The sequence below is a fragment of the Mitsuaria sp. RG genome (assembly GCF_028369275.1).
In the GTDB taxonomy this organism is placed as follows: Bacteria; Pseudomonadota; Gammaproteobacteria; order Pseudomonadales; family Pseudomonadaceae; genus Aquipseudomonas; species Aquipseudomonas peradeniyensis.
This window is the reverse complement of sequence record NZ_JAQMYQ010000011.1, coordinates 73,516-94,854: the sequence shown is the minus strand read 5'-3', so window position 1 is coordinate 94,854 and position 21,339 is coordinate 73,516. Positions and strand designations below refer to the sequence as shown.

Here is a 21,339-nt window from a genome sequence, read left to right as displayed (position 1 = left end):
GGGAGCGCGATCAGAAGCAGGCGCGTACCACACCACCGTCCACGCGCAGGGCGGATCCATTGATCGAGGCGGCGTGCTCGCTGCAGACGAAGGCCACCGCCGAGCCGATCTCGGCCGGCTCCTGGAAGCGCTGGATCAGCGAGCTGGGGCGCAGGGTGCGGAAGTATTCCTCGGTGAAGGCTTCCAGGTTGCCGCCGCCCAGGCCCTGGACGAAATCGCGCACACCGTCGGTCAGGGTCGGTCCGGGCAGCACGGAGTTGACCGTGACACCGGTGGCGGCGCAGGTCTCGGCCAGGCCGCGGGCAATGGCCAGCTGGGCGGTCTTGGTCATGCCATAGTGGATCATTTCCCTGGGAATCTGGATGGCGCTTTCACTGCTGATGAACACGATCCGCCCCCAGTTGCGCTGCTTCATGCCGGCCAGGTACTGACGCGACAGACGCACTCCGCTTAGCACGTTGATGTCGAAGATCTCCTGCCATTGCTCGTCGCTGATCTCGTCGAACTCGGCGGCTCCGTACACCCCCAGGTTGTTGACCACGATGTCGACCTGAGGATGCGCCTGGTGCAGGCGCTGCACCGCATCGGCACGACTGAGGTCCGCAACGAACGGGATCAGTTCGGCCTGGTGCTCGCCGACGCGTTGGCGAAGGCCGGCAATGGCGGTATGCACGGCATCGGCGTCACGGCCATTGATGATCACGTTGACGCCTTCGGCATACAGTGCCTCGGCAATGGCCAGGCCGATGCCTTTGCTCGATCCGGAGACGACGGCCAGGCGGGGTTGACTGAACAGTTTCATGCAAGCTCCTTGTGCAGGTGTTCGTGAGTGCTGTGGGTGCGCGCCGTGGGCAGGAGTTGCTCGAGCACCTGCGCCAGTACCTGGCGCGGCGTCCCTTCGGCCTTGGCGGCCCAGGCGACATGGCCGTCCGGGCGGACCAGGGCCAGGTCGGTGTCGGTGAAGCCCACGCGGTTACGCAGGTCGAAGTAGATATCGTCGAAGCCGTCGGCTGCGCTCAGGCGCAGCCCGTGCAGGGGTATGCCGCGCGCTCGGGCCAGCTCGCCCGCCGCCTCGACCCAGGCACCTGCCTGACTGCCGGCAATCAGGGTGAAGCGGCCCTTGCCCAGCAGGGCCAGGGTCGACACGCGCTCGCCCCGACGCGTCACCCAGGCATGGGGGAAGCGTGCGCCGGCGACCACCTGCGAATGGTAGGCGCCCGCCAGCTCGTCGAGCGGTTCGGGCGGCGCGTCGGCCGCTTCGAGGATGGCGGCGGAGCGATAACGCAGATTGCTTTCGACGCCGAGACAGTTGAACTCGTAGTTCTTCTGCCAGATGGCCTGGGCCAGCCGCTCACGGACCTGAGCACCGCCGACGTCGTCAGCGAATACCGCCTGCAGGTCCAACTGCCCCTGCTGGCCGTCCGGCTCGAGCACCGCCAGCAGCTCACGGGTCTGACCGATGCTGCGGATCGCCCGGGTGACGATCTGGCGGCCGATCGGCGCACGCTCATCACTGTAGCTGTGAAGCAGGCGTGGAGCGGCGATGCCCTTGAGCACGTAAGCAAGCTTCCAGGCCAGGTTGTAGGCGTCCTGGATCGAGGTGTTCGAGCCCAGGCCGTTGTTCGGTGGATGCCGGTGCACCGAGTCGCCGGCACAGAACACCCGCCCGCTGGCGTACTCGGTGGCATAGGCGCGGTTGACGGTCCAGGTGGAAATCGAGCTGATGTCCGGCTCGACATCGTCGGTCCCCAGGACCTTGCGAATGATGTCCGCCGCTTCGGCATTGCCCAGGCGCGGGGCCGGCTGGTTGATGTCGTAGCTCCAGACGCACAGCCATTCATTCCACGGGCGCACCATGCGCAGCAGGCCGACCCCCAGCCCGCCGATACGGGCTTCCGGGTTGAGCATCCAGAAAAGGGCGCTGGGGCGGTGGGCGACGTAGCGGCTGAGGTCGGCCTTGAACAGGATGTTGATGCTGCCGGCCAGGCCCATCTCGCCGGACATCGGTAGCCCGATGGCTTCGGCCACACGACTGCGGCCGCCATCGGCACCGATCAGGTACTTGGCGCGAATGGCGAACTGCTCGCCGGTCAGGTGGTCGAGCACCTGGGCCGTGACGCCCTCCTCGTCCTGCTCGAGCGAGAGGAACTCGCTGCTGAAACGGATTTTCGCCCCGGCCTTGACCGCGTTGGCCACCAGCACCGGCTCCAGGAAATTCTGCGGGATATCGCAGATTTCGTGGGGGCTGGTGAGGCGGTATTCCGACAGACGCTCGGGGGCCGCGCCCCAGGAGCGGATGCGTCCGATCTCGCGTCCGGTCAGCGACTCGCAGAGGATGCTGTCACCGATCAGGTGATTGGGCACGGCATCGCGCAGTGCTTCCTCGACCACTCCGGCGTCGTCGAGGATCTCCATGGTGCGCTGGTTCATGATGTGCGCGCGTGGGGTATCGGCCAGCCAGGGGTATTTGGTCACCACCAGGGTCTGGATACCGTGGCGGGCGAGAAACAGCGCGGCCGAGGCGCCGGCCGGGCCGCTGCCGATGACGAGGACTTCGGTTTCAATCATGGTCTCTTCCTTGAACGTGTGGGCACTGCCCGCACGCGACAGGCTTCAGGGGCGTGGTCAAGCGAACTTCTGTGCCAGGCGCAGGGCCAGTTCCAGCGATTGCTCACGATTCAGGCGTGGATCCACGCTGCTGCGGTAGTTGCGCGGCAGGTCGGCTTCGGTGAGGTTGCCCGCGCCGCCCAGGCATTCGGTGACGGCTTCGCCGGACATCTCCAGATGCACGCCACCCAGGTGACTGCCGTGGGCGGCATGCAACTCGGCGGCCTGTTCCAGCTCGGCGAGAATGTGCTCGAAGTAGCGGGTCTTGTAGCCGTTGCCGAGACTGCAGGTATTGCCGTGCATCGGGTCACACACCCACAACACGCGACGTCCCTCGCGACGCACCGCGTCGATCAGCGCAGGCAAGGCGTTGCCTATGGTTTGTGCGCCCATGCGGGTGATCAGGGTGAGACGGCCAGGTTCGTCGTCCGGATTGAGGCGTTCGATCAGGCGTAGCAACTGGTCGCTGCCGGTTGCCGGACCAACCTTGACCGCGATCGGGTTTTCGATGCCGCGCAGGTATTCGACATGGGCCCCCTCGAGGTCGGCGGTACGCACACCGATCCACGGGAAGTGGGTCGACAGGTTGAACCAGCCATGATGGGACGGCACATAGTGCGTCAGTGCCTGTTCATAGGGCAGCAGCAGGGCTTCATGGGAGATATGCAGGTGCGCCGATGGCTCGCTGCCGCCACCCTCCTGGCGCAAGGCCTCGAGCAGTTGCAAGGCTTCGCGCAGGGAGCCCAGCAAGCGTTCCTGGGCATCGGCCCGGGGGCTCTGGCGCAGCCAGTCGAAGGCCCAGCGCGACGGCTGGTACAGGTCGGCAAAGCCTTTGCGCATCAGCGCGCGGGCCAGGTTCAGGGTCAGTGCCGAGCGGGCATGGGCCTGCAGCATGCGCTGCGGATCGGGTTCGCGCGCACTGGCTTCGAAACGGTGCCCGTTGACGATATCGCCGCGGTACACCGGCAGTTCGACGCCATCGATGCATTCGCTGTCGGCCGAGCGTGGCTTGGCATATTGGCCTGCCAGACGCCCGACACGGATGATCGGGCGACGCAGGCCATGGGTCAGCAGCAGCCCCATTTGCTCCATATGTTCCAGGCGCGTGTGTATCGCCGCGCCGGTGCAGTCCTCGAAGCGTTCGGCACAATCGCCGCCTTGCAGCAGGAACAGCTTGCCTTCCTGGGCTCGCGCCAGCGCCTGCTTGAGCTGGACCACTTCCTCGGCCATGACCAGCGCCGGCTGCCGGGCGAGCTCCTCCAGGGCCTGCTCCATGGCCTGGCGGTCGGCATAGCGGGGTTGCTGCAGGGCGACCCGTTGTTGCCACGACGCCGGTGACCAGTCGGGATCACGGCGTGGTTCAGCGATATCGGCAGTGAACGGCACCGTTGCGCTGCGCGAAGGAGGAACAGCGTCTTGCAGATTCAGAGAAACCATGGGGATCCTGCTCTCAAGTTGGGTGGACGAAGGCACTGCACTCACAGATGTTGCGTCAGCGCTCCGGCAGGCCGGGCAAGGGGCCGTGCAGCGGGAGACGGGGCACGGCCCTCGTGGTGCCAGAAGCCTGACAGGAAGCACTCGGCAATCAGCAGCGGCGCGCCGTGACGGTGGAACAGCGAGCGTCGCGCCAGCCAAGGACCGCTGTCGTCAAGGCAGCGCGACAGCCTGCCCAAGGGCTCGTCCAGGGCCAGCACGCCCCATTCGAACGGCCCTCGGACGATGTCCGGGTCCTGATACAGCATCATGCCCAGAGGCTGGGAGCCGTAACCGTCAAGCACCGCCCAACCCTGGTCGAGGGCACCGAGCGGAGCGATGCTGCGCGCCAGTACACAGGGGCGTTGATCAAGGCGCATCAGCACCGTGCGCACCCACAGCGGGGTGCCGGCGGCGATGCCCAACGCCTGGGCATCGGCGACGCAGGCCTGGGTCGGGTACTGATCGATCAGCTCGAGGCGATATTGGCCCAGCGCCTTGAGGTGCAGGGTCAGCGAGCCGGGCAGGAACAGCCAGTGGCATTGTTCGGTGGAAAGCCAGGGCAAGGGCGCACGCTGCCACTGGGTGCACGAGTCGGTGTTCATCACTTGAATCCCTTCAAGAGGCGCGCAAGGCGGTGGTCAGGCGCAGGTAGTCCGTGGAGTGTTCGTCTGGGTCACGCTGGCATAGTCCGGCAAGGCCAGGCGGCGGGCTTCGGCAAAACTCATCAAGGCGTCAAAGTCGGCGAACGGCAGGCCATCCGCACGCCGGTCGGCCTCGTGGATCAGTGCGTCGGGCAGCTCTTGGCGGTCGCCGAGCACGATGGCCGAGGTCAGCGGTTTGCGCTGGGCCTCGTACTGCTGCAGGGCCTGCTCCAGTGAATCGCCGCTGGCCAGTGCCTCTGCCAGGCAGTGGGCATCGAGAATGGCCTGGCCGGCACCGTTGGAGCCCACCGGCACCATGGGGTGCGCGGCGTCGCCGATCAGGGTGATGCGCCCCACCGTCCAGCGTGGCAGCGGATCGCGGTCGGCCATCGGTGTCTGGATGATCGGCTGGTTGCTGCGCATGAGCAATTGCGGGATGTCCAGCCAGTCGAAACTGCGCGAAGCGAAGAAACGCGCCAGGTCCTCGAGGCGGTCGGGGGCGAACTCCGGGTCGTGCTCGAACAGCGCACGGTCCAGTTCGGCGACCCAGTTGATCAGTTGCTCGCCACGTTCGTTGACCTGGTCGCGAATGGGGTAGATCACCAGCTTGCCATGTGCTGGCACACCGATGCGCACCATGCTGGCACCGCTCAGGAACGGCGGCGCCACCGTCACCCCGCGCCACATGTGCACGGCCCGGTCGACCGGGGCCAGGTGCTCGCCGAACAGGCTGCGACAGACCTGCGAACGCACGCCGTCCGCACCGATCAGCGCACTGCAGTGCACCTGGACCAGGGGGGCCTGCGGCCCTTGGGAAAAGGTTGCGATCACACCCTGGTCATCCTGGACGACATCGCGCAGCGTGTGCCCGGTCAGCAGGAAGTCGGCGCCCAGGCGTTGGCGGGCGGCGTCCAGCAGGGTCTGCTGAAGCACCCCGCGGTGAATGGACAGCTGCGGCACCGAGTGACCGTTGCGCAGCCCCAACGGCAGGCTGTGCAGGCGTTGGCCATATCGGTTGAAGAACACCATCTCCTGGGTGGTGACGGCATTTTCCTGCAACTTTTCCAGCAAGCCAAGTTCGGCAAACACTTTCATCGCATAGGGCTGAAGGTTCAAACCTACGCCCAGCGGCTCAATGGTTTTTGCCGACTCGTAAACTTTTACCCGGAAGCCTTTTTTATGCAGTGAGAGTGCGAGCGTAAGCCCTGCTATCCCCGCGCCGACAATAATCATTTGATTCATGACGTGCTCTACGCGCTGTATGGAGTTTAAGTATTGAATTGTTCTATTTGTTCCCAGGAATCCTAGCATGTGCATTTTTTTATAATCAAGGCGTTGATTTCAGTTGTTTATTCCAGTGATTTTTGAATATTTTTCCACAATTTAGGCGTTTCCAGGCCGGCCGTTGCGGAAACGACAAAACTGTTTCAATTTTCAGGCAACAATTGGAAATACAACCAAATGAGAACGCAATGAGCAGCACACACACTCAATTGCAGGCGCGGGAAAAGTGACTGAAGAGTCAGCGATAACAGGCGGGCACAAAAAAGCCAGCGGCCTAACTTAAAGTTCTGGGCGCCGGCAGTAATGAAATAATTGAATTAATTATGATCGAGGAACAAGGGCGTCAAATGCCGGGAAAGAAAGCGCAGCATGATGTCGACCTTGGGCAGCAGTTGCCGGCTGCGTGGCCAGATGAGGTGTACCGGCAGCCCGGGTGTCGAGAGGTGCGGCATGATTTCCACCAGATCACCGCGCTGCAGTTCGTCGCGGATCATCCAGGTCGCCAGCTGCGATATGCCATAGCCGCCCTTCACCGCCTGCACCTGGGCCTCGCCGCTGCCGACGATGATCCTGCCATTCATGGTGCGCCGTTCGATCTGGCCATCGGGGCCACTGAACATCCAGGGGCTGACGCTGCCATCGGCGCGGCCATACATCACGCAGTCGAACTGGTCGAGTTCATGTCCGTGCTGGATGTTCAGATGCTGGCGCAGGTACTGCGGCGCCCCGCAGAAGATCAGGCGCTCCTGGCCGATCTGCTGGTGCGCCAGCAAGTTCGACAGCTGGTCGACGCTGCCAATGCGCACCGCCAGGTCGATCCCCTCCTCTATCACATCGACGAAGCGGTCGGTGAACGAGGCATGCAGGCGCAAGCGTGGATTGTGCTCGGTGAAGTTCAGCAGCAACGGCAGCACATGTTGCTTGCCGAAGGTCACCGGCACATCGATGCGCAGGCGTCCGGCCGGTTCCTGGCGCTCTGCGGCCAGGACCGTCTCGGCCTCCTCCAGCTCGGCCAGGATACGTGCGCAGGTACGATAGAAGGCCTCGCCCGTGTCGGTCAGGGAAAGGCTGCGGGTCGTGCGCTCGAACAGTCGGGTGCCCAGCCGGCCTTCAAGGCGGGCAACCCCCTTGCTCACAGCCGAAGTCGAAAGGTTGAGTTGCGCGGCGGCGGCGGTGAAGCTGCCGGCGTCCGCAGTGGTGACGAAAACTTCGATGCCTTTGAGGTGCTCGGTAAGCCTCATTGAAAATCCTTTTACTGCCGCGCCCGCGATGGGCGCACACGCTTCATGCGTAGATTGCGAGGGGCTCGCCATCCGCCCTGCGAGGGCGGACAGCGTAGTGACGGCGGTCAGGGTAGCAGCAAGCGCAACAGGTCGAAACCGAACTGCCCTCCTCGTCAGGCGAACTGGGGCAGCACATGCTCGGCGAGTTCATCCAGAACCGCCTGTACAGGGCGTCGACTGATGCGCAGGTTCAGGGCGATGTGCGAAACGCCCTGCTCGCGCTGGCGCAGCCAGAGATCGAGCAGGGCCTGCCGTCCGCCACGCAGCCCCCGCCCCGCTCGCAAGGGTGCGCCCGGGTCCTGCTCCAGATCGAAGAACGCGCCGTAGCCATACGGCTTGAACTGCCCCGGCTCCTGGCAGGCGCGCCATTGCTCGAGGACCCAGGGCAAGGCCTGGGCATCGCTCTGGTGCCAGATCCAGCCATCGGTGTGCTGGGCCAGCCAGGAAAGCTCCTGACCGCAGCGACCCACGGCCAACGTTGGCAACCTGCCAGTGACCGGTTTGGGGACCAGGTCCAGAGTGCCGTCCAGCGTGCCGTGGAAGTGCGAGTAATGCACCGGGTAGTCCTGGCTCACCACGCTCTGCAGCATCTGGTAGGCATCCCGGTAGCGCTCGGCACGCTGCTGGTAGTCCACGCCGAACGCCGGGTACTCGCTGGGTCGGTCGCCTGTGGACAAGCCCAGCAGGAAACGCCCTTGCAGCAGCTGGTCGACACTGCAGGCCTGCTTGGCGACCAGCAGCGGGTTGCGCAAGGCCAGGATGATCCCGGCAGTACCAATGGCGATGCGCTGGGTATGCGCCGCCAGCCAGCCGGCATAGACCATCGGATCATGGACCTGGGCGACGTCCCCGAAATCCGGGTCGTGAAACGGCACGTCGCGCAACCAGATGGCGGAAAAGCCCAGGGCCTCGGCATGCTGTACCAGCTGCAGGTGCTGGCGCAGCGGCGGAACGGCACTGTCGGGATAGGCCTCCAGCGGCGCGATCAGGCCGAAGGTCAGTTGTCCCGGGCGGAACACCCGGGCATACGCAGGGTGAGCGGCCAACGCAGCGTCCATTCCAGGGTACGCCGGCGTGCCGTGGGCCGGCAGGGTGTGCGGCGCGGTCATCGGCGCAGCGTCCCGGCGCGCTCGAGGCCCGCATCGGTGGCGCGGCGCTCCTTGAACTGCACCAGCAGCAGGCAGATCACCGCGGCGGCCAGGGCAATCGTGGCGGCGATATAGCCGAGACTGGCCAGGCCGGTCTGCTCGATGCTGTAGCCCCCGATGATGGCACCCAGGCCGATGCCGGCGTTGGCGGCAGAGACGTTCAGGGTGCCGGCCAGGGCCTGGGCGTGGCTGGCGGCTTTCATCACGCGTACCTGGCACACCGGATACAGCGCGGTGTAGGCGATGCCCCAGACGGTCAGCGCCACCGCCAGGCCGACATACGAACCGGCCAGGGGAATGCTCATTGACATGCCTGCGGCCAGGATCAACACGAACACCGCCGTGGCGCCCAGCGGGTTGCGGTCGACGAAGTGGCCGCCCAGCCAGTTGCCGACCAGGCCGATGGCACCAAAGCCCATCAGCCACCAGCCCACTGCCACCGGCGCGATACCGGCCAGGCGTTCGAGCATGTCAGCCAGGTAGGTGTAGGCGGTGAACATGGCGGTAAACACCACCACCGAGAGCACGATGTTGCCGATGAAGCGGCCATCGCGCAGGATGCGCATCTGCTGGCCGATGCTGCTGCGCTCCGGACGGGCCAGGGTCGGCATGTACAGCGCCAGCAACAGCAGCATCAGCAGCGACAGCGCGGACAGCCCCCAGAACGCGCCACGCCAGCCGATCAGGTTGGCGAACACCGTGCCCAGCGGGATACCGAACAGCGTGGCCGCAGCGATGCCCAGGTAGACCTGGGCGACGGCGCGACCGGCCCGATCGGGGCCAACCAGTTGGCTGGCCGTTTCACTGGCCGTGCCCCAGAACACCGGCAACAGCAGTGCCGGGATGAACCGGGCAATGCACAGCACCCAGATGTTCGGTGCCACGGCCGCCAGGGCGTTGGAGGCGGCGAAAATCAGCATGATCACCATGAACAGCCGCTTGCGCTCGAAATGGGCCAGGGCGGCAGTCAGGGGCGGGCCGAACAGCATCACGGTAAAGGCGAACAGCGTCACCAACTGGCCGGCGGCGGAAATGGAAATGTCCAGGTCCCGAGCGAGTGCCGGCAGCAGCCCGATGATCAGAAATTCGGTGGTGACGATCACGAAGGCGGCGATGGCCAGCAGCGTGATAGAGAAGGCGCTGTGTCGCGCCCCCGAAGCGGACGTGGGAGACGAAGTGGCGTGTGTCATGGCAATGCGATCCAGGCAAGGTAGATCGCGCTAGTCTAGGAAAGCAAAAAATTCCTATCTCGGGTAATTATTCCGCTGATTGTTTCCCCAATTTCCACAATCTCCCTTGCCCTTGTGGAAACCTGAGCCACGCAGCGCCTGCTGACCGATCACCCCAGCCAAAGCCGAACAGGGCGGCCATCCTGAGGCGGTATCAGACGCTGTTCGCTTGGCGCCGGCGTTGTCGGCGGCACAGGCGACGACTCAGTTCCGCATCAGATATCTCGATGGGCCACTGGAGCCCACTTGCTGCAAAACGGTACAGGTAGTCTCCCGCACTTGAATGATGCTCGCTGGGTTGTCCAGCAACTATCGCGGTGCCCGGCTGCGCCGGGTGCTGGAATAGGAGCAGGTGGATTGCACTAGGGGGAGCATGATCTTTCGCAATGCGCCTGAAGCCTCACCCGGCAACCCCGAGCGGCATCACCTTTTGCCCAGCAATTCAGAACGGCCAATCACCTCACCGCTGCGTTCGGGCCTGCCCGGCCCAGAAAAGCCAGCGCCCGCAATAGCGGCATCCAAACCTCGAAAATGTGGAGCCGCTTTCGGGCTGCGCAAGGCTTCCATGCCGACGTTCCAGGCATGCACCATGTTCTTGGCAACCTCACGCCACGCAGGTTCGTTTTTCGACGCTTCGATGACTTCCTTTCCAACCTCCACGGCAGACTCGCAAAGCTGCTCGATCATCGCCGCGTACTGCCGTGGCGAGATGCTCAGAACACCTTTGAAAAATGACTCCAGTGAGCGCCCAGGTGTCCAGGTCTGCCTTCCACCAACGGAGAGTCCAGGCGGATTGTTGGCGAAGCGAGGGTAGGCTTGCGTGGTAACCAGATCAAAGACTGGCGTGAATGCCACATCAGTCAGCGAGGTGTAAAGCAGCGCAATATTCTTCGAGTGGCAGTCCGCATTGCGCACCACATAGTTGGTCAATAGCTGCCAGCCACGTACCCCCCACCAAGCCCAGCATCGACAGATCGGTACCATCGAGCAGCGGGCCGAACGCTTCGCGGATGACGTTCAGCAAATACCCTTCAGGAAGGTTCTGCCGGAAGAAAGGAAACAAATCACGGGGCCAGCGCCAAGGCGCTTCACGAACAGGCAGGGCCAAGCTGACAAAGTCCTCCCGGGCTGTTCCGGGAAGATAGTGCAGTACATATTCGTCACGGTCCCGATAAAGCTTGGCCACGTGCCTTGAACGGACATGGACGTCAAGGATCATGGTCAAGCAACCCCAGACCGTTGGTCCTTGAGGATGTCCTCGACCGTACGTGCGTGACCAGCCTTCACCAGCTTCAAGTCATAGCCTGCGGCTTCCAGGAGCCGGACAAGCGCCAAGACACTCATGTCCCCCTTGGCCAGGGTCTCCATCCTCGCCACTGTGGAACGGGAAACACCCGCGCGGCTGGCCAACGCATCTTGGCTTAGCTTTGCTTCACGCCGGACGGTTTTAAGCATTTCAGCGACATCATAGAGAGAGGACATTTGTAGCTCCGGGCATCAAAAAGAAGCGTTTCTCCGAATGATGTAGCCCTTGAGCCACATAGCGACAACCTCTCATCCAGATAGCTTTGTGTCACATAGGCTACAAAATTTGTAGAGATCCTCACTTTAGTAGCTCAGGGGCCACAATATTAGAGAGACGCTCAAGATTAGCTTGCGCCCGGGCCCGAAGATGAGCCGTCCGATTCAGCAACGATGCCGGGATGGGCTGGATACGTTCCGGGTGCTCGGTAATGTCAGCGTGCACAAGCTCGAGAAAGGCTTTTTTAGTCTCCTGCGCTTCGTGCTCGGCTAGAAGAGCCACTTTCACCCTTGATTTGGACATGGTTTGCTCCTTAATCCGGCCCCTGCGACAACTGCCACCTGTGCGGTCTGACCAAGGGAATGTACAGCAGAATGACTTGAGGGAAATGAGGCACAAGCCCACCGCTACATGTTTCAGAACGGGACTACATACCCATTGCCGATCGATCGGCACAGGCGCTTGCTCTAAACCGCACCTGAACGCCGCAGGCCTTTAGCCATTAGCACAACCGCCCTAATCGACCCTACTCACCCAGCGCTCGTATAGTCCCTTCTTGATTACAAAAACCAGGAAAGGACACCATGGGTCACAAACTTCCCCCCCTCTGCCAATGGCTGGCCATCCTGGCCCTCACCTGCAGCACCCCAGCCCTGGCCGCACCCGCCTCGGGCGACTACTGGATCATCTACGGCAAAGGCGAACGCCTGCACAACGAGGTCTACGTCGCCGATGCCGCCGGCATCGTGCAAAAGCCCGGTGGCGTGCAATCGGCCCAGGTCATGCAGCTGTTCGAAGACCCGGCCTTCCCGACCCTCGCCGCCTATGAAGTGCAGGTCAAATGCAAACAGCGCCAGATCCGCCTGGACAGCGCTCGGGCGATACGTCGCTTTGACGGTGCCGTGCGCGATGTGAAAACCAACGCCAAAGACTGGGTCGCACCAAAGGACTACTGGCTGCAGCGCACCTTCGCCTTCGTCTGCGCCCCCGACAACCGCGCGCGCAACCAGATGCTGTCGATCGGCAAGATGCCGGCGGCGAAGATGGTCGCCACCATCCAGGCCATGTTCATCCAGTTGATCGGCGTGCAGGCCAACAGCCAGGCGGTGCAGGAGCTGGACGACATGCTGGCGAACACCCCACGATGAACACGCGCCCTCTGCTGGTCCTTGGCCTGTTATTGCCTGCGCTGGCCGGCTGCATCCCGACCCTGCCGGAGCTGATGGCGGGCAACCAATGGCAAGGGCGCGACGCCAAGCAGGCCATCGACTTCTTCGGCCCGCCCATGCGCATGGAGCCGTTGCCCGGCGGCGCAGGGGTGCAGTTGGGCTGGTACCGCGATACCACCTACGTGCAAAAGGAGGTGGTCGGCAGCACCGCCGAGATGCAAGGTAACGTGATGGTCCATACCAACTACTGGGACGACGTGGCCCATCCTGGTGGCTGCACGATCCTGATGTCGGTGAACAAGGCGCGGCAGATCAACGATTTCTCCACCAAGGGCCGCTGTAACGGGGTGAACCTGGCGCCATAACGGCTAGCCGAAACGTGGCAGCGGACTTATTGGAGCAGGATCGTGGGAGCGGGCTTGCCCCGCGATAGCGCCCGCCCAGACAACCAAGCCCCCAGCCAGATGCCCTCCCCCTACTCAGCCCCCCGCCCAACCATCAACCCATGATTCACATCCTGGGCCAACGCCTTGGCCATGCCACTGAGGTAATGCACCGCCGTCAGCAGCGTAGGCAGATGATCAGTCTCCACCATCGCCAGATCACTGATCTTGTGCACCGGCGTGGCGATGCTCAACCATTGAACAATCGGTGCGATGCTTACCTACGCAACCCATGCGGCAATTAACACATGTTCAAGATTAGGTATAGACCTATTATTCGTGCACGAACGTTGTAACACGCCTCACCCCACCCCGTAATATCTGGTGTCACGAGTGAAATTTATCGAGTCGTCGGCTTATGCGGAGCCACAAAGTTTAGTGACTTGACTTCAGCTTGCAGGTCGTTACAGGTAAGCGGCATCGAAGGTGTTGAGTTGTGAAAAAATCAGATTTAGCCCCTTCCTTGTAGTCCATTTCCCAAAGATACTCTCTCCGCTGATTTTCCGTTGCACGCGCCAGAAGTGGGCTCTAGTCTCGGCATGTCGTTGCTATTCAACGACCGGGTTTAGCCGCCCGACATCGTCAGACACCACAGCCGTGCAATGCCGAATAATCGACATCTGCGTCTTTATGGCGGCTGTACGTGGGGCACCTTCGGGTGCGCCGGGTGCCTGACGTCCCGGTCGGCTAACCCGCGTACAGCTGCCACCTATTCGTTTAGCCGCGTTTGGTGGTCGCTCCATCACGACAGGAGCCACACCATGCTTAAGATCGTTCCCGATCCTCCTCACAATATGCTCACCCTTGAAGACACCCTGATCCAAGCCACCGACTATGCACTGTGTGCGGAGACAGTTGTGCAACAGGCGTTGTTATTACAGCCCAAGTCGCCGGTGTCGATTCTGATGATGACCTCGATGCATGAGATAGAGGCGCTGAAAGCATTGCTTGAGTCTGCGCTGATCCAATTACAGATGCCTAGTGAGCCTAGGACTCATTATTAAAATCCAAACAAAAATGCCATTTGGACTACCCTACTCTCCAGAGCTCTCGGCAGTACTTCGTGGATAGTGACTATGAGCAAGCTGGCTGTTTCTGAGAGTAAACCAGTCCATGCAGAAGTTTTTCAAGGAGAACGCACAGTGACCTCAGAAGACACAAAATATACAGTTGGCAAAACCGTATTCTATCAGGGTGAAAAACAGACCTCCCCTTTATTCCGTATCGAAGCTGGTATACCTTGCAAGCACGCACGGGAACAAGCTTCGGAACTAATGGGATGTGCACGTGATTTGACTATTGACGGCCTGATGGAAGAAAAACCGCAGCTAATCTGGGCCTCCCATTACCTCTGCGCTTTGGCTAAAGCATTAATGGATGACGCCGAATTAGGTATGACGCACTAGAGATAATATTTTACGCTCCCGGAGCGCTTTTGGAGATCAAACGAGCCGCCTAATTCTGAAGGCGCCGACCGGGAAAAATTTACATATTCAGCGACGCCCGTGGCACCCCGTTCCACTTCATATTTTCAGGTGATAACGCCAGCGATTTCTTCCATGATCAGCGAGTGCTGAACGTTGTCCACACCCTTTCGAACCGAGGCTGGCCACAGCTGACTCCTGGCCGACAAGGGCTATGGCGCGAAATCCTCACGGCCTCTATTCAGATAAAGCCTGTGATTTCACTGCGTGACATGGGACGCAAACCGAAGCCGGGCTTGCCGAGGTAACGCACCGTAATACCGTGAGATTGCTTGGAAATCTGGACAATCAAAAATTCTTAGGAATTTCCACCTCTCACATGAAGCCGAGCACCATACAACTTAAATTAGGTGCAAACATCTTAATACAGATGAGCATCCTGGAGATTTGATGACTTGCATCCGCACCACATCTATGGTCCCATACGCAAGCACGACAACTTTATCCAGACAAAAATAACTTCCCTGATATCGCTGAGGCACGAATGCCACAAAGTAAAATATGTTTTGAACGATGGTCTTCCCGAGAGTATACGACATGGCCTCATCAAGTATTTCAAAAATACAACGCCGAGCTTAGCAGGATGTTAATTTCTCACATTTTGGCTCATAAATACTCATACCAAAATCTAGGAAAGTCAGCCAAGTGGGAAGATCCGCTATCCTCCCACCTGACGATCGAAAACAGCAGGCATCTACATACATTCAAAGATGTTAAATCGTGGTCAAAATCATTCAACGACTTTGACAACTGGATAAACTTAAACACCGTCATGGCAATGAGCTCAAATCTCGAAACGTACATGTCAACCGCAATTAAATTAGCTTTGGAATCTGACGTAGGGGTATTGTTTGGAGCGAGCAAAAGAATAGATGGCATAGAAATAATAAAGCATGGCGGCGCCCATCCCTTTGACTTTGAAGATAAGTTAACATCATGTACAAAAGGGGACTGGGCAAGTAGAATTTCTGCGTTTGAAAAAATTTTTGGAAAAGCACCTCAAATTTTAAAAAACAACATTTCTGATCTGGAGCGACTCAGAAAACTTAGAAACAATGTCGGCCACTCATTTGGCCGAGATATTCAAGCTAGTCGTGCGCATAACGTAATTGACATCAAGGACATGGAACGTCTCAAGAGAGATAAAACCACAGAATATCAGACTTTAATCTACGGAGTTTCCAGGGCTATTGACAGACAGCTTCTTGTAAATCACATAGGTGAATATCAAACACTATTCTTCTATCACAATTTAAGACCTGAGCTAAACCATCAGACCTTGGATTACAACCATCGAATAGGCCTAAACACCTGGAAACTTAAAAAAGCCCTGGGCCAATTTGGCGCACAAAAAGCAGGGAAGAAGTTCTGCAAGGAGCTAATCGAGTACTATGAGAACATTTAATTCAACCCCACATTAAATCTTCACATCAAACCACAAACCACAAACCACAAACCACTTAAGCCCACTTAGACAATGGAGCCTAATTCCGCCTTCAAAAGTAACCAACGGCTTGCCCCTGTTAATAGAGATCGACATCAAAGTAAAACAGATCAGATAAAACAGATATATCTCGATACAGTAGAGCCAATAGCCACATCAGTCGTGCAAGGCAAACTGAAGGCTAACGGTAGAGAAATATTGGTGACTGGTTTATTGACTCAGTGCCAACCAAAACGACCAGCCTCTCATCTAGCCCAGGATAAAAACATAGTGAAAACCAGCGAGCCATGTGAATAGATAAGCAAATAAACGTAACATTAGAAAACCACAAACCCGCATCAAATCATAATGCATACCAGGCCATAGAGGCCTGGCACGGTCTTTCAAGAAAACAAGATTTATCTAGCCAACTCTAGCTCTAGTTTTCTCATGTTCTATTCTAGCCCAAGCTTCGTACTCTTGAATATTATAGCGTGCAGACTTCATAAGAACGGAAGAGGCACCCAAAGCTTTAGAAAACTCTTCCTCATCATTCAGAATATGGTCTACATTTGCCATCGATGAAACAGAGTTCAGGATTACAGTTCGGGAAGCCCTAACTACCTCTGATATTTCCCTAACATTCAGATTGAGCCCACCTTCAGCGAGACCAAAAGTATCTATCGCCTTAGTAGGAAGTCGCTTGCACCAGAAACCAAATGAAACCATATCACAAGGAGTATCTGAATTTGAATGGACATTATATCCATAGGTTTTAAGCATTTTTGAATCGTGTGCTGGCGCATGATCAGTTAATGCACTCAACACCCACTTGCCGATACCAGCACTAATCAAGTTTGAATAGGATAAACCATCAACATTATCAATGATAATTCTCTTCCCATCTAAGGCCGATGCATTAATCAAGCCTAACTCATTAAACTTCTCATAAATTGAGTTATCAGCCCCAAAGACCCCCTCCATAACCTCTACAAACTTTCTGAATGTATCAGAGTGGACCATGTCTTTATTCGTGCGCGTTGTAATGAAAAACAACCAATCCTCCGTTCGCCGATCAGCTTGGTATCGAAGAAGGTGATAGAGCGCTTTGTAGTAATTTAGTTGTTTATCCTGAGGCGGCGCCTCAAGAAAACTTCCACATAAATCAATATTTACAACATCGTACGTTGACGATTGATTAATTATTTGCTGATATGCAATAGACTTGTTATTCGCGAGCTGTTCTAAGTGATCAGGATAAACATCAGAAGCAGGGTCGATATACTCAAGCCCCCGAAGTTCATTGATAGAGATCAGCTGATCAGTGATAGACTCACGATCTTCCGGAGGAATAAAGTTAAGACCTTTAAACTTAATCTTAACTTTCATACCTGCGCAAACTGAATACAAAGACCGCACATCTAGTAAATCTGCGCCAGGCAAACTTAGATACTCTAGCGCCCTCCCCCTACCTTCCTCACTGATCCCGAGCGATTTGACTAAGCTCTTCGCAAAAAAATTCCATTGATTAGTTCGAATATACTCTTTTCTTGGTTTATGCCATGGCAAGAATTTTGTTTTCAGGACTACTTTGGCATGCTCTACACTCTCATACCCTAGATCAACATCCAAATCATCATCCATGAGATTCATTTCTTAGCCTCAAGCAAAAAAATGTCGCTAATCGCTTTTACCAGCCTCTCAACTTCCGAAGAAGATAGGCTAGATAAAAGACCATACGATTCCAAAATCCGGGCCACTGCTGCAAGCTTCGTAGCATGGAGTTCATGTCGGGAACGCTCCAGCTTACTGGCACTTTTACGAAGCTCGATAATTTTATCTTTGGCAATATATACAGTAGACGGTGCGTCTAACAAAGAAGGAGATTCATTGCTGGCCAAAAATTTAACTTGAGATATGGTCTCAAACGAAAGGCTAATACTTTCAATAGCAGACAAAACCTCCGCAAATTTCTCCGCATTTTTTTGATCCGCACCTTCCTTATTCAAGGATTTATGCTTGCTCATAAACTGACGAAGGGTATTGTGCAACCATTTTTTTAAATACTGATAATGCGGATGAGCGATATTGAAAGACTCTCTATCAATATTTAAAGCAGAATCCAAACCTTTGATAGCAAAGACTTCGCCAGTCAGCTGCCTTAAGCGAGTTTGTTCCGATATTTGATATTCCATGAAACTCGAATCAAAAAGCGTACCATTTGCCCCATTTATCCGTATAAGACTACCGTTATGCTCAAGAGGGACTACTTTTGGAGACCATAGCATATAGTACTCAAAAGATAGCTCGCCTCCTCGATAAGCTTCAGGCACACTATTCAATGCTGGCGAGGCCTTGCCTACAAACATAAGCTGACGATCCGTGGAAAACTTGGAGGCCGCAATAGCAATTGGTCTACGCAACTCTATATCATCAACTAAAACAGAAAACGGAAGCTCCGACAGTCTTTCTTCCGCTTTCAGCCCAAGAGTCTGACTTAAACTTTTTCCCTCTGAAATCTCAACCTTCTCTGCTACGCTACCCCGCCCGCCATTACTAACCAGGTATACATCCACTGGATCAGAGGAGGTCACCGAAAACGGATGCTTATCAATATAGTCAAGAGGCACAGATAAGCTTATAGACCAGATCATTCTCAAGTATGAATCTAAACTTTCCTTGAGCTTTACATTTCCGCGCTTGGAATCTGCGGTCAAATCAGAAACAGCCGAAACTAATTTTTTAAACTTTGAAAGTGGTGTGTCAGTAGAATCCCAAGGGAGTCTGGCTGTGGTAAGGAGTTTACTAACATCTTCGGGATCAATTTCGCCAATATGGAAATCTGGCTCCCTGGGAATATCTTTTAACTCATCATCCAGCTCGATATCATCTTCACTTTGTTCGATCTCACCCGATTCAATTTTTCGACCGTATTGAACACCAGCCCATAAAATCCTAGACTGCAAGCTCTCACGAACAAAAGGACGAACATTAAGCAAGGTTATCTCTGTCCCTGAGGAGTCTACGTCTTCCGCCGGAACATATGTTATCTCAGCCTTACCGGTTACATAAGTTTCCTCATCCACATCAGCAACAACCTCTGCCTGCGGACGTAATAAAATATCACACACCAACCTTTTATTATCCCCTTTTGTCTTAGAGACAATAACCATGTGGTGTGTGAGTTGAGATACGGAAAAAAGGCCTATTCCGAGTTTACCAATTAACGGACGAAGCCCTGGACTTAAAAGCTTATCATCACTTGAGGTAACATTATGAGACTTCCCCCCTGAGGTGCGCTTTAGGCTACCACCAATATTGCAAATTATATGAGCAAGTGTGTCGCCGTCTAAACCATGCCCGTTATCACGAATAACGATCTTTGAAAACCGCGGCGCATCAGTATAAATTCTAACTTCCGTCGCATCGGCATCATAAGCATTAGCTATAAGCTCACGCAGAGCTGAAGCCGGCTCTCTATAAATGCCATCGGTTATTCGAGCAAAAACCCGCTGATTTGTTTTTAATACTGCAGAAACGGGAGCATCATAAAAACGAACTCCTCGCAACTGACCAGCTAAAGCTTCTTCGTCCCGATTCTGCTCATGACCTATATTCGAGCTATCCATATGCGCTCCTATTTACAGTATCTGTTCCATTACTGATTTAGCGATTTTCTCTGCCACAGGCGGAGGTACAGCATTCGAAACTTGGCGAACCTGCTCACTTAGATTGCCTAAAAGAACATACGATTTCGGAAAGCCTTGCAGCTGTAGCGCTTCATATATACTTACTCTACGCGTACCGTCAGGGTGAACGTGAATTTCCCTATTTCCATACGCGACAGTTCTGCTAGGCTTCCACCAGTCAAGTTTTATAAACGATCTTCCTCCGGCAGGCATATCACCATTGACGAATCTTTTCGACCGAGGAGTCATGGTCCAATGATTGGGATGATATGGGATCTCCGATGGCAATATATTATTTTTATAAAAAGCTGGAGCAGGAAGCCCAGAAATAACATCCGCAACCACTTTCTCAGACAAACTTGAGGGTTCAGGAAAACTAAACTGTGAAATGTTCAAGCTTTTGTGTATGCCAACGATAAATAGTCTCCGACGGGACTGGGCAACTTGAAAAAATCTAGAGTTTAGTTCTTTTTCAAATATATGAAAATTCTCAGAAAGTTTTAGTCTAAGCTCAGATAGCAGATCAGCATTTTTTTTAGCTTTTATCTCAGGAACGTTCTCAAATACAAAAAACTTAATCCCAAATTCACTTGAGAATAGATTCACAATCTCAGCATATCTAAATACAAGCTTGTTGCGAGGATCGTCTTGACTCCGAGCCGTATTGCCGCGTGAAAATCCTTGACAGGGGGGGCCACCAATGAGTCCCGCGACATTAGAGTTCTTGCCACAAGCCGATCGCACCTTGTCGCACAGATCTCTAGGGGATGTTTCAAGCAAATCTATTACATGCCCCAGTTCACCAGCATGGTTGTTGTTGTAACTTTTTACGGCAGCTTTATCAAAATCTGCAGCAAAACAAACATCAAAACCGGCCTGAGAGAATCCGAGGTCTAATCCACCGGCTCCGCAGAAAAGGCTAATAAGCTTGGGTTTAGGACTTGAAGAGCCCGGCAGGCTATTCAGAACAGAATTGGGAACCATGAAAATTAATAACCGGTAAATCTCAGAATTTTACCATTATTTGAGGCTTCCGACCTACCTGTTTTGCATTTCATATATTGTCCCGAGCACAAAAAAGCCCAGTCGTTACCGACTGGGCTTTTTCGTTTCAATAATGGTCGGGACGGAGTGATTCGAACACTCGACCCCTTGCACCCCATGCAAGTGCGCTACCGGGCTGCGCTACGCCCCGACAAGGCGGTTCTCAATGTTGCCGAGAACGAGAAGAAATGTACCCTAACCTTTTGATTAATGGAAGCTTTTTTTAAAAAAATTTTCCACCCATCGGCTTTGGTCACTTCTTGAGCACCACCAACACATCCTCCAACTCCGCAATCATTTGCCGAATCAGCTGCTTGTATTGGCTGGACTCATCCTTGACCTCATCACTGGAGAGCCGTAACCGCGCCCCGCCAATGGTAAAGCCCTGGTCATACAGCAAAGCGCGGATCTGGCGAATCATCAGCACGTCCTGGCGCTGATAATACCGCCGGTTGCCACGGCGCTTCACCGGGTTGAGCTGCGGAAATTCCTGCTCCCAGTAGCGCAGCACGTGCGGTTTTACCGCACAGAGCTCGCTGACTTCACCGATGGTGAAGTAGCGTTTGCCCGGGATGGGGGGCAGCTCGTCGTTATGGCTTGGTTCCAGCATAGGCCTCTACCCGGGCTTTCAGCTTCTGCCCTGGACGAAAGGTGACGACGCGGCGCGCGGTGATCGGGATCTCTTCCCCTGTTTTAGGGTTGCGGCCCGGCCGCTGGCGTTTGTCGCGAAGGTCGAAGTTGCCGAAACCGGACAACTTGACCTGCTCGTTGTCTTCAAGCGCGTGCCGAATTTCTTCGAAAAACAGCTCGACCAGCTCCTTGGCCTCACGCTTGTTAAGCCCCAGCTCCTCGTACAGCCTTTCGGCCATCTCAGCTTTCGTCAGAGCACCCATGCCG

The 21,339-nt window shown here is 56.3% G+C and carries 20 protein-coding genes, 1 tRNA gene and 2 pseudogenes; 6 read left to right on the top strand and 17 right to left on the bottom strand.

Annotation, left to right across the window (positions count from 1 at the left end; translation table 11 throughout):
* Positions 1 to 10 precede the first annotated feature (10 nt).
* The 11 genes and pseudogenes from POF53_RS09070 to POF53_RS09020 all read right to left on the bottom strand — a co-directional run bounded on the left by POF53_RS09070 (position 11) and on the right by POF53_RS09020 (position 11,493).
* Complete coding sequence (locus POF53_RS09070; protein ID WP_498967357.1) at positions 11 to 802, bottom strand: SDR family NAD(P)-dependent oxidoreductase; 792 nt, start codon at positions 800 to 802, stop codon at positions 11 to 13.
* The gene (locus tag POF53_RS09065; RefSeq protein ID WP_203647219.1) at positions 799 to 2,568 is read right to left on the bottom strand and encodes an FAD-dependent oxidoreductase; all 1,770 of its coding nucleotides are present in this window, start codon (positions 2,566 to 2,568) and stop codon (positions 799 to 801) included. Before POF53_RS09065 ends, POF53_RS09070 begins: the two co-directional genes overlap by 4 nt.
* Before the next feature lie 57 nt (positions 2,569 to 2,625).
* Positions 2,626 to 4,044, bottom strand: coding sequence for a 3-deoxy-7-phosphoheptulonate synthase class II (locus POF53_RS09060; protein ID WP_203647221.1), 1,419 nt, complete (start codon positions 4,042 to 4,044; stop codon positions 2,626 to 2,628).
* Positions 4,045 to 4,085: 41 nt separating this feature from the next.
* Positions 4,086 to 4,685, bottom strand: a complete 600-nt coding sequence (locus tag POF53_RS09055) for a chorismate--pyruvate lyase family protein (RefSeq protein WP_232857128.1) — start codon at positions 4,683 to 4,685, stop codon at positions 4,086 to 4,088.
* A gap of 36 nt (positions 4,686 to 4,721) precedes the next feature.
* Positions 4,722 to 5,966 carry an FAD-dependent monooxygenase gene (locus POF53_RS09050; protein WP_498967354.1) on the bottom strand — a complete coding sequence of 415 codons (1,245 nt, stop codon included), beginning with the start codon at positions 5,964 to 5,966 and terminating at the stop codon, positions 4,722 to 4,724.
* Positions 5,967 to 6,325: 359 nt separating this feature from the next.
* Positions 6,326 to 7,249 carry a LysR family transcriptional regulator gene (locus POF53_RS09045; RefSeq protein WP_203647229.1) on the bottom strand — a complete coding sequence of 308 codons (924 nt, stop codon included), beginning with the start codon at positions 7,247 to 7,249 and terminating at the stop codon, positions 6,326 to 6,328.
* Between the two features lie 155 nt (positions 7,250 to 7,404).
* Positions 7,405 to 8,400, bottom strand: coding sequence for an LLM class oxidoreductase (locus POF53_RS09040; RefSeq protein ID WP_498967352.1), 996 nt, complete (start codon positions 8,398 to 8,400; stop codon positions 7,405 to 7,407).
* Complete coding sequence (locus POF53_RS09035; RefSeq protein WP_498967350.1) at positions 8,397 to 9,629, bottom strand: MFS transporter; 1,233 nt, start codon at positions 9,627 to 9,629, stop codon at positions 8,397 to 8,399. Before POF53_RS09035 ends, POF53_RS09040 begins: the two co-directional genes overlap by 4 nt.
* A gap of 462 nt (positions 9,630 to 10,091) precedes the next feature.
* Positions 10,092 to 10,887 (bottom strand): annotated as a pseudogene (locus tag POF53_RS09030) (HipA domain-containing protein).
* Positions 10,888 to 10,889: 2 nt separating this feature from the next.
* Positions 10,890 to 11,150: a helix-turn-helix transcriptional regulator gene (locus POF53_RS09025; RefSeq protein ID WP_232857133.1), complete on the bottom strand. Its 261-nt coding sequence runs from the start codon at positions 11,148 to 11,150 to the stop codon at positions 10,890 to 10,892.
* A 121-nt stretch (positions 11,151 to 11,271) separates the two neighbouring features.
* A complete protein-coding gene (locus POF53_RS09020) occupies positions 11,272 to 11,493 on the bottom strand; it encodes an AbrB/MazE/SpoVT family DNA-binding domain-containing protein (RefSeq protein ID WP_498967348.1) in 222 nt (73 codons plus the stop codon).
* A gap of 281 nt (positions 11,494 to 11,774) precedes the next feature.
* Between POF53_RS09020 and POF53_RS09015 the strand changes: the two genes are divergently transcribed.
* From POF53_RS09015 to POF53_RS08990, 6 genes and pseudogenes are all read left to right on the top strand, one after another.
* Positions 11,775 to 12,338, top strand: coding sequence for a hypothetical protein (locus tag POF53_RS09015; protein ID WP_232857136.1), 564 nt, complete (start codon positions 11,775 to 11,777; stop codon positions 12,336 to 12,338).
* Complete coding sequence (locus POF53_RS09010) at positions 12,335 to 12,724, top strand: hypothetical protein (protein WP_232857137.1); 390 nt, start codon at positions 12,335 to 12,337, stop codon at positions 12,722 to 12,724. Before POF53_RS09015 ends, POF53_RS09010 begins: the two co-directional genes overlap by 4 nt.
* 839 nt (positions 12,725 to 13,563) lie before the next feature.
* The gene (locus tag POF53_RS09005; RefSeq protein WP_498967346.1) at positions 13,564 to 13,806 is read left to right on the top strand and encodes a hypothetical protein; all 243 of its coding nucleotides are present in this window, start codon (positions 13,564 to 13,566) and stop codon (positions 13,804 to 13,806) included.
* A gap of 72 nt (positions 13,807 to 13,878) precedes the next feature.
* Positions 13,879 to 14,208, top strand: coding sequence for a DUF3077 domain-containing protein (locus tag POF53_RS09000; protein ID WP_498967344.1), 330 nt, complete (start codon positions 13,879 to 13,881; stop codon positions 14,206 to 14,208).
* A gap of 74 nt (positions 14,209 to 14,282) precedes the next feature.
* Positions 14,283 to 14,531 (top strand): annotated as a pseudogene (locus POF53_RS08995) (IS5/IS1182 family transposase); the annotation flags it as partial.
* Between the two features lie 557 nt (positions 14,532 to 15,088).
* A complete protein-coding gene (locus POF53_RS08990; protein WP_498967342.1) occupies positions 15,089 to 15,691 on the top strand; it encodes a hypothetical protein in 603 nt (200 codons plus the stop codon).
* 441 nt (positions 15,692 to 16,132) lie between these two features.
* On the opposite strand, the gene POF53_RS08985 is transcribed toward POF53_RS08990, so the two are convergent.
* From POF53_RS08985 to ihfA, 6 genes are all read right to left on the bottom strand, one after another.
* Positions 16,133 to 17,353, bottom strand: coding sequence for a PP_RS20740 family protein (locus tag POF53_RS08985; RefSeq protein WP_498967340.1), 1,221 nt, complete (start codon positions 17,351 to 17,353; stop codon positions 16,133 to 16,135).
* A 5-nt stretch (positions 17,354 to 17,358) separates the two neighbouring features.
* Positions 17,359 to 19,338 (bottom strand): ATP-binding protein, encoded by a 1,980-nt coding sequence (locus POF53_RS08980; RefSeq protein WP_498967338.1) that lies wholly within the window; start codon positions 19,336 to 19,338, stop codon positions 17,359 to 17,361.
* A gap of 12 nt (positions 19,339 to 19,350) precedes the next feature.
* Positions 19,351 to 20,382, bottom strand: a complete 1,032-nt coding sequence (locus tag POF53_RS08975; protein ID WP_498967336.1) for a DNA cytosine methyltransferase — start codon at positions 20,380 to 20,382, stop codon at positions 19,351 to 19,353.
* 134 nt (positions 20,383 to 20,516) lie between these two features.
* Positions 20,517 to 20,593 (bottom strand) — tRNA-Pro (locus POF53_RS08970).
* Between the two features lie 102 nt (positions 20,594 to 20,695).
* Entirely contained in the window at positions 20,696 to 21,052 is a 357-nt protein-coding gene (locus POF53_RS08965) for a MerR family transcriptional regulator (protein WP_011533210.1), read from the bottom strand.
* On the bottom strand, positions 21,033 to 21,335 hold the full coding sequence (gene ihfA / locus POF53_RS08960) for an integration host factor subunit alpha (protein WP_009394049.1): 303 nt from the start codon (positions 21,333 to 21,335) through the stop codon (positions 21,033 to 21,035). The genes POF53_RS08965 and ihfA overlap by 20 nt, the downstream gene beginning before the upstream one ends.
* Positions 21,336 to 21,339 lie beyond the last annotated feature (4 nt).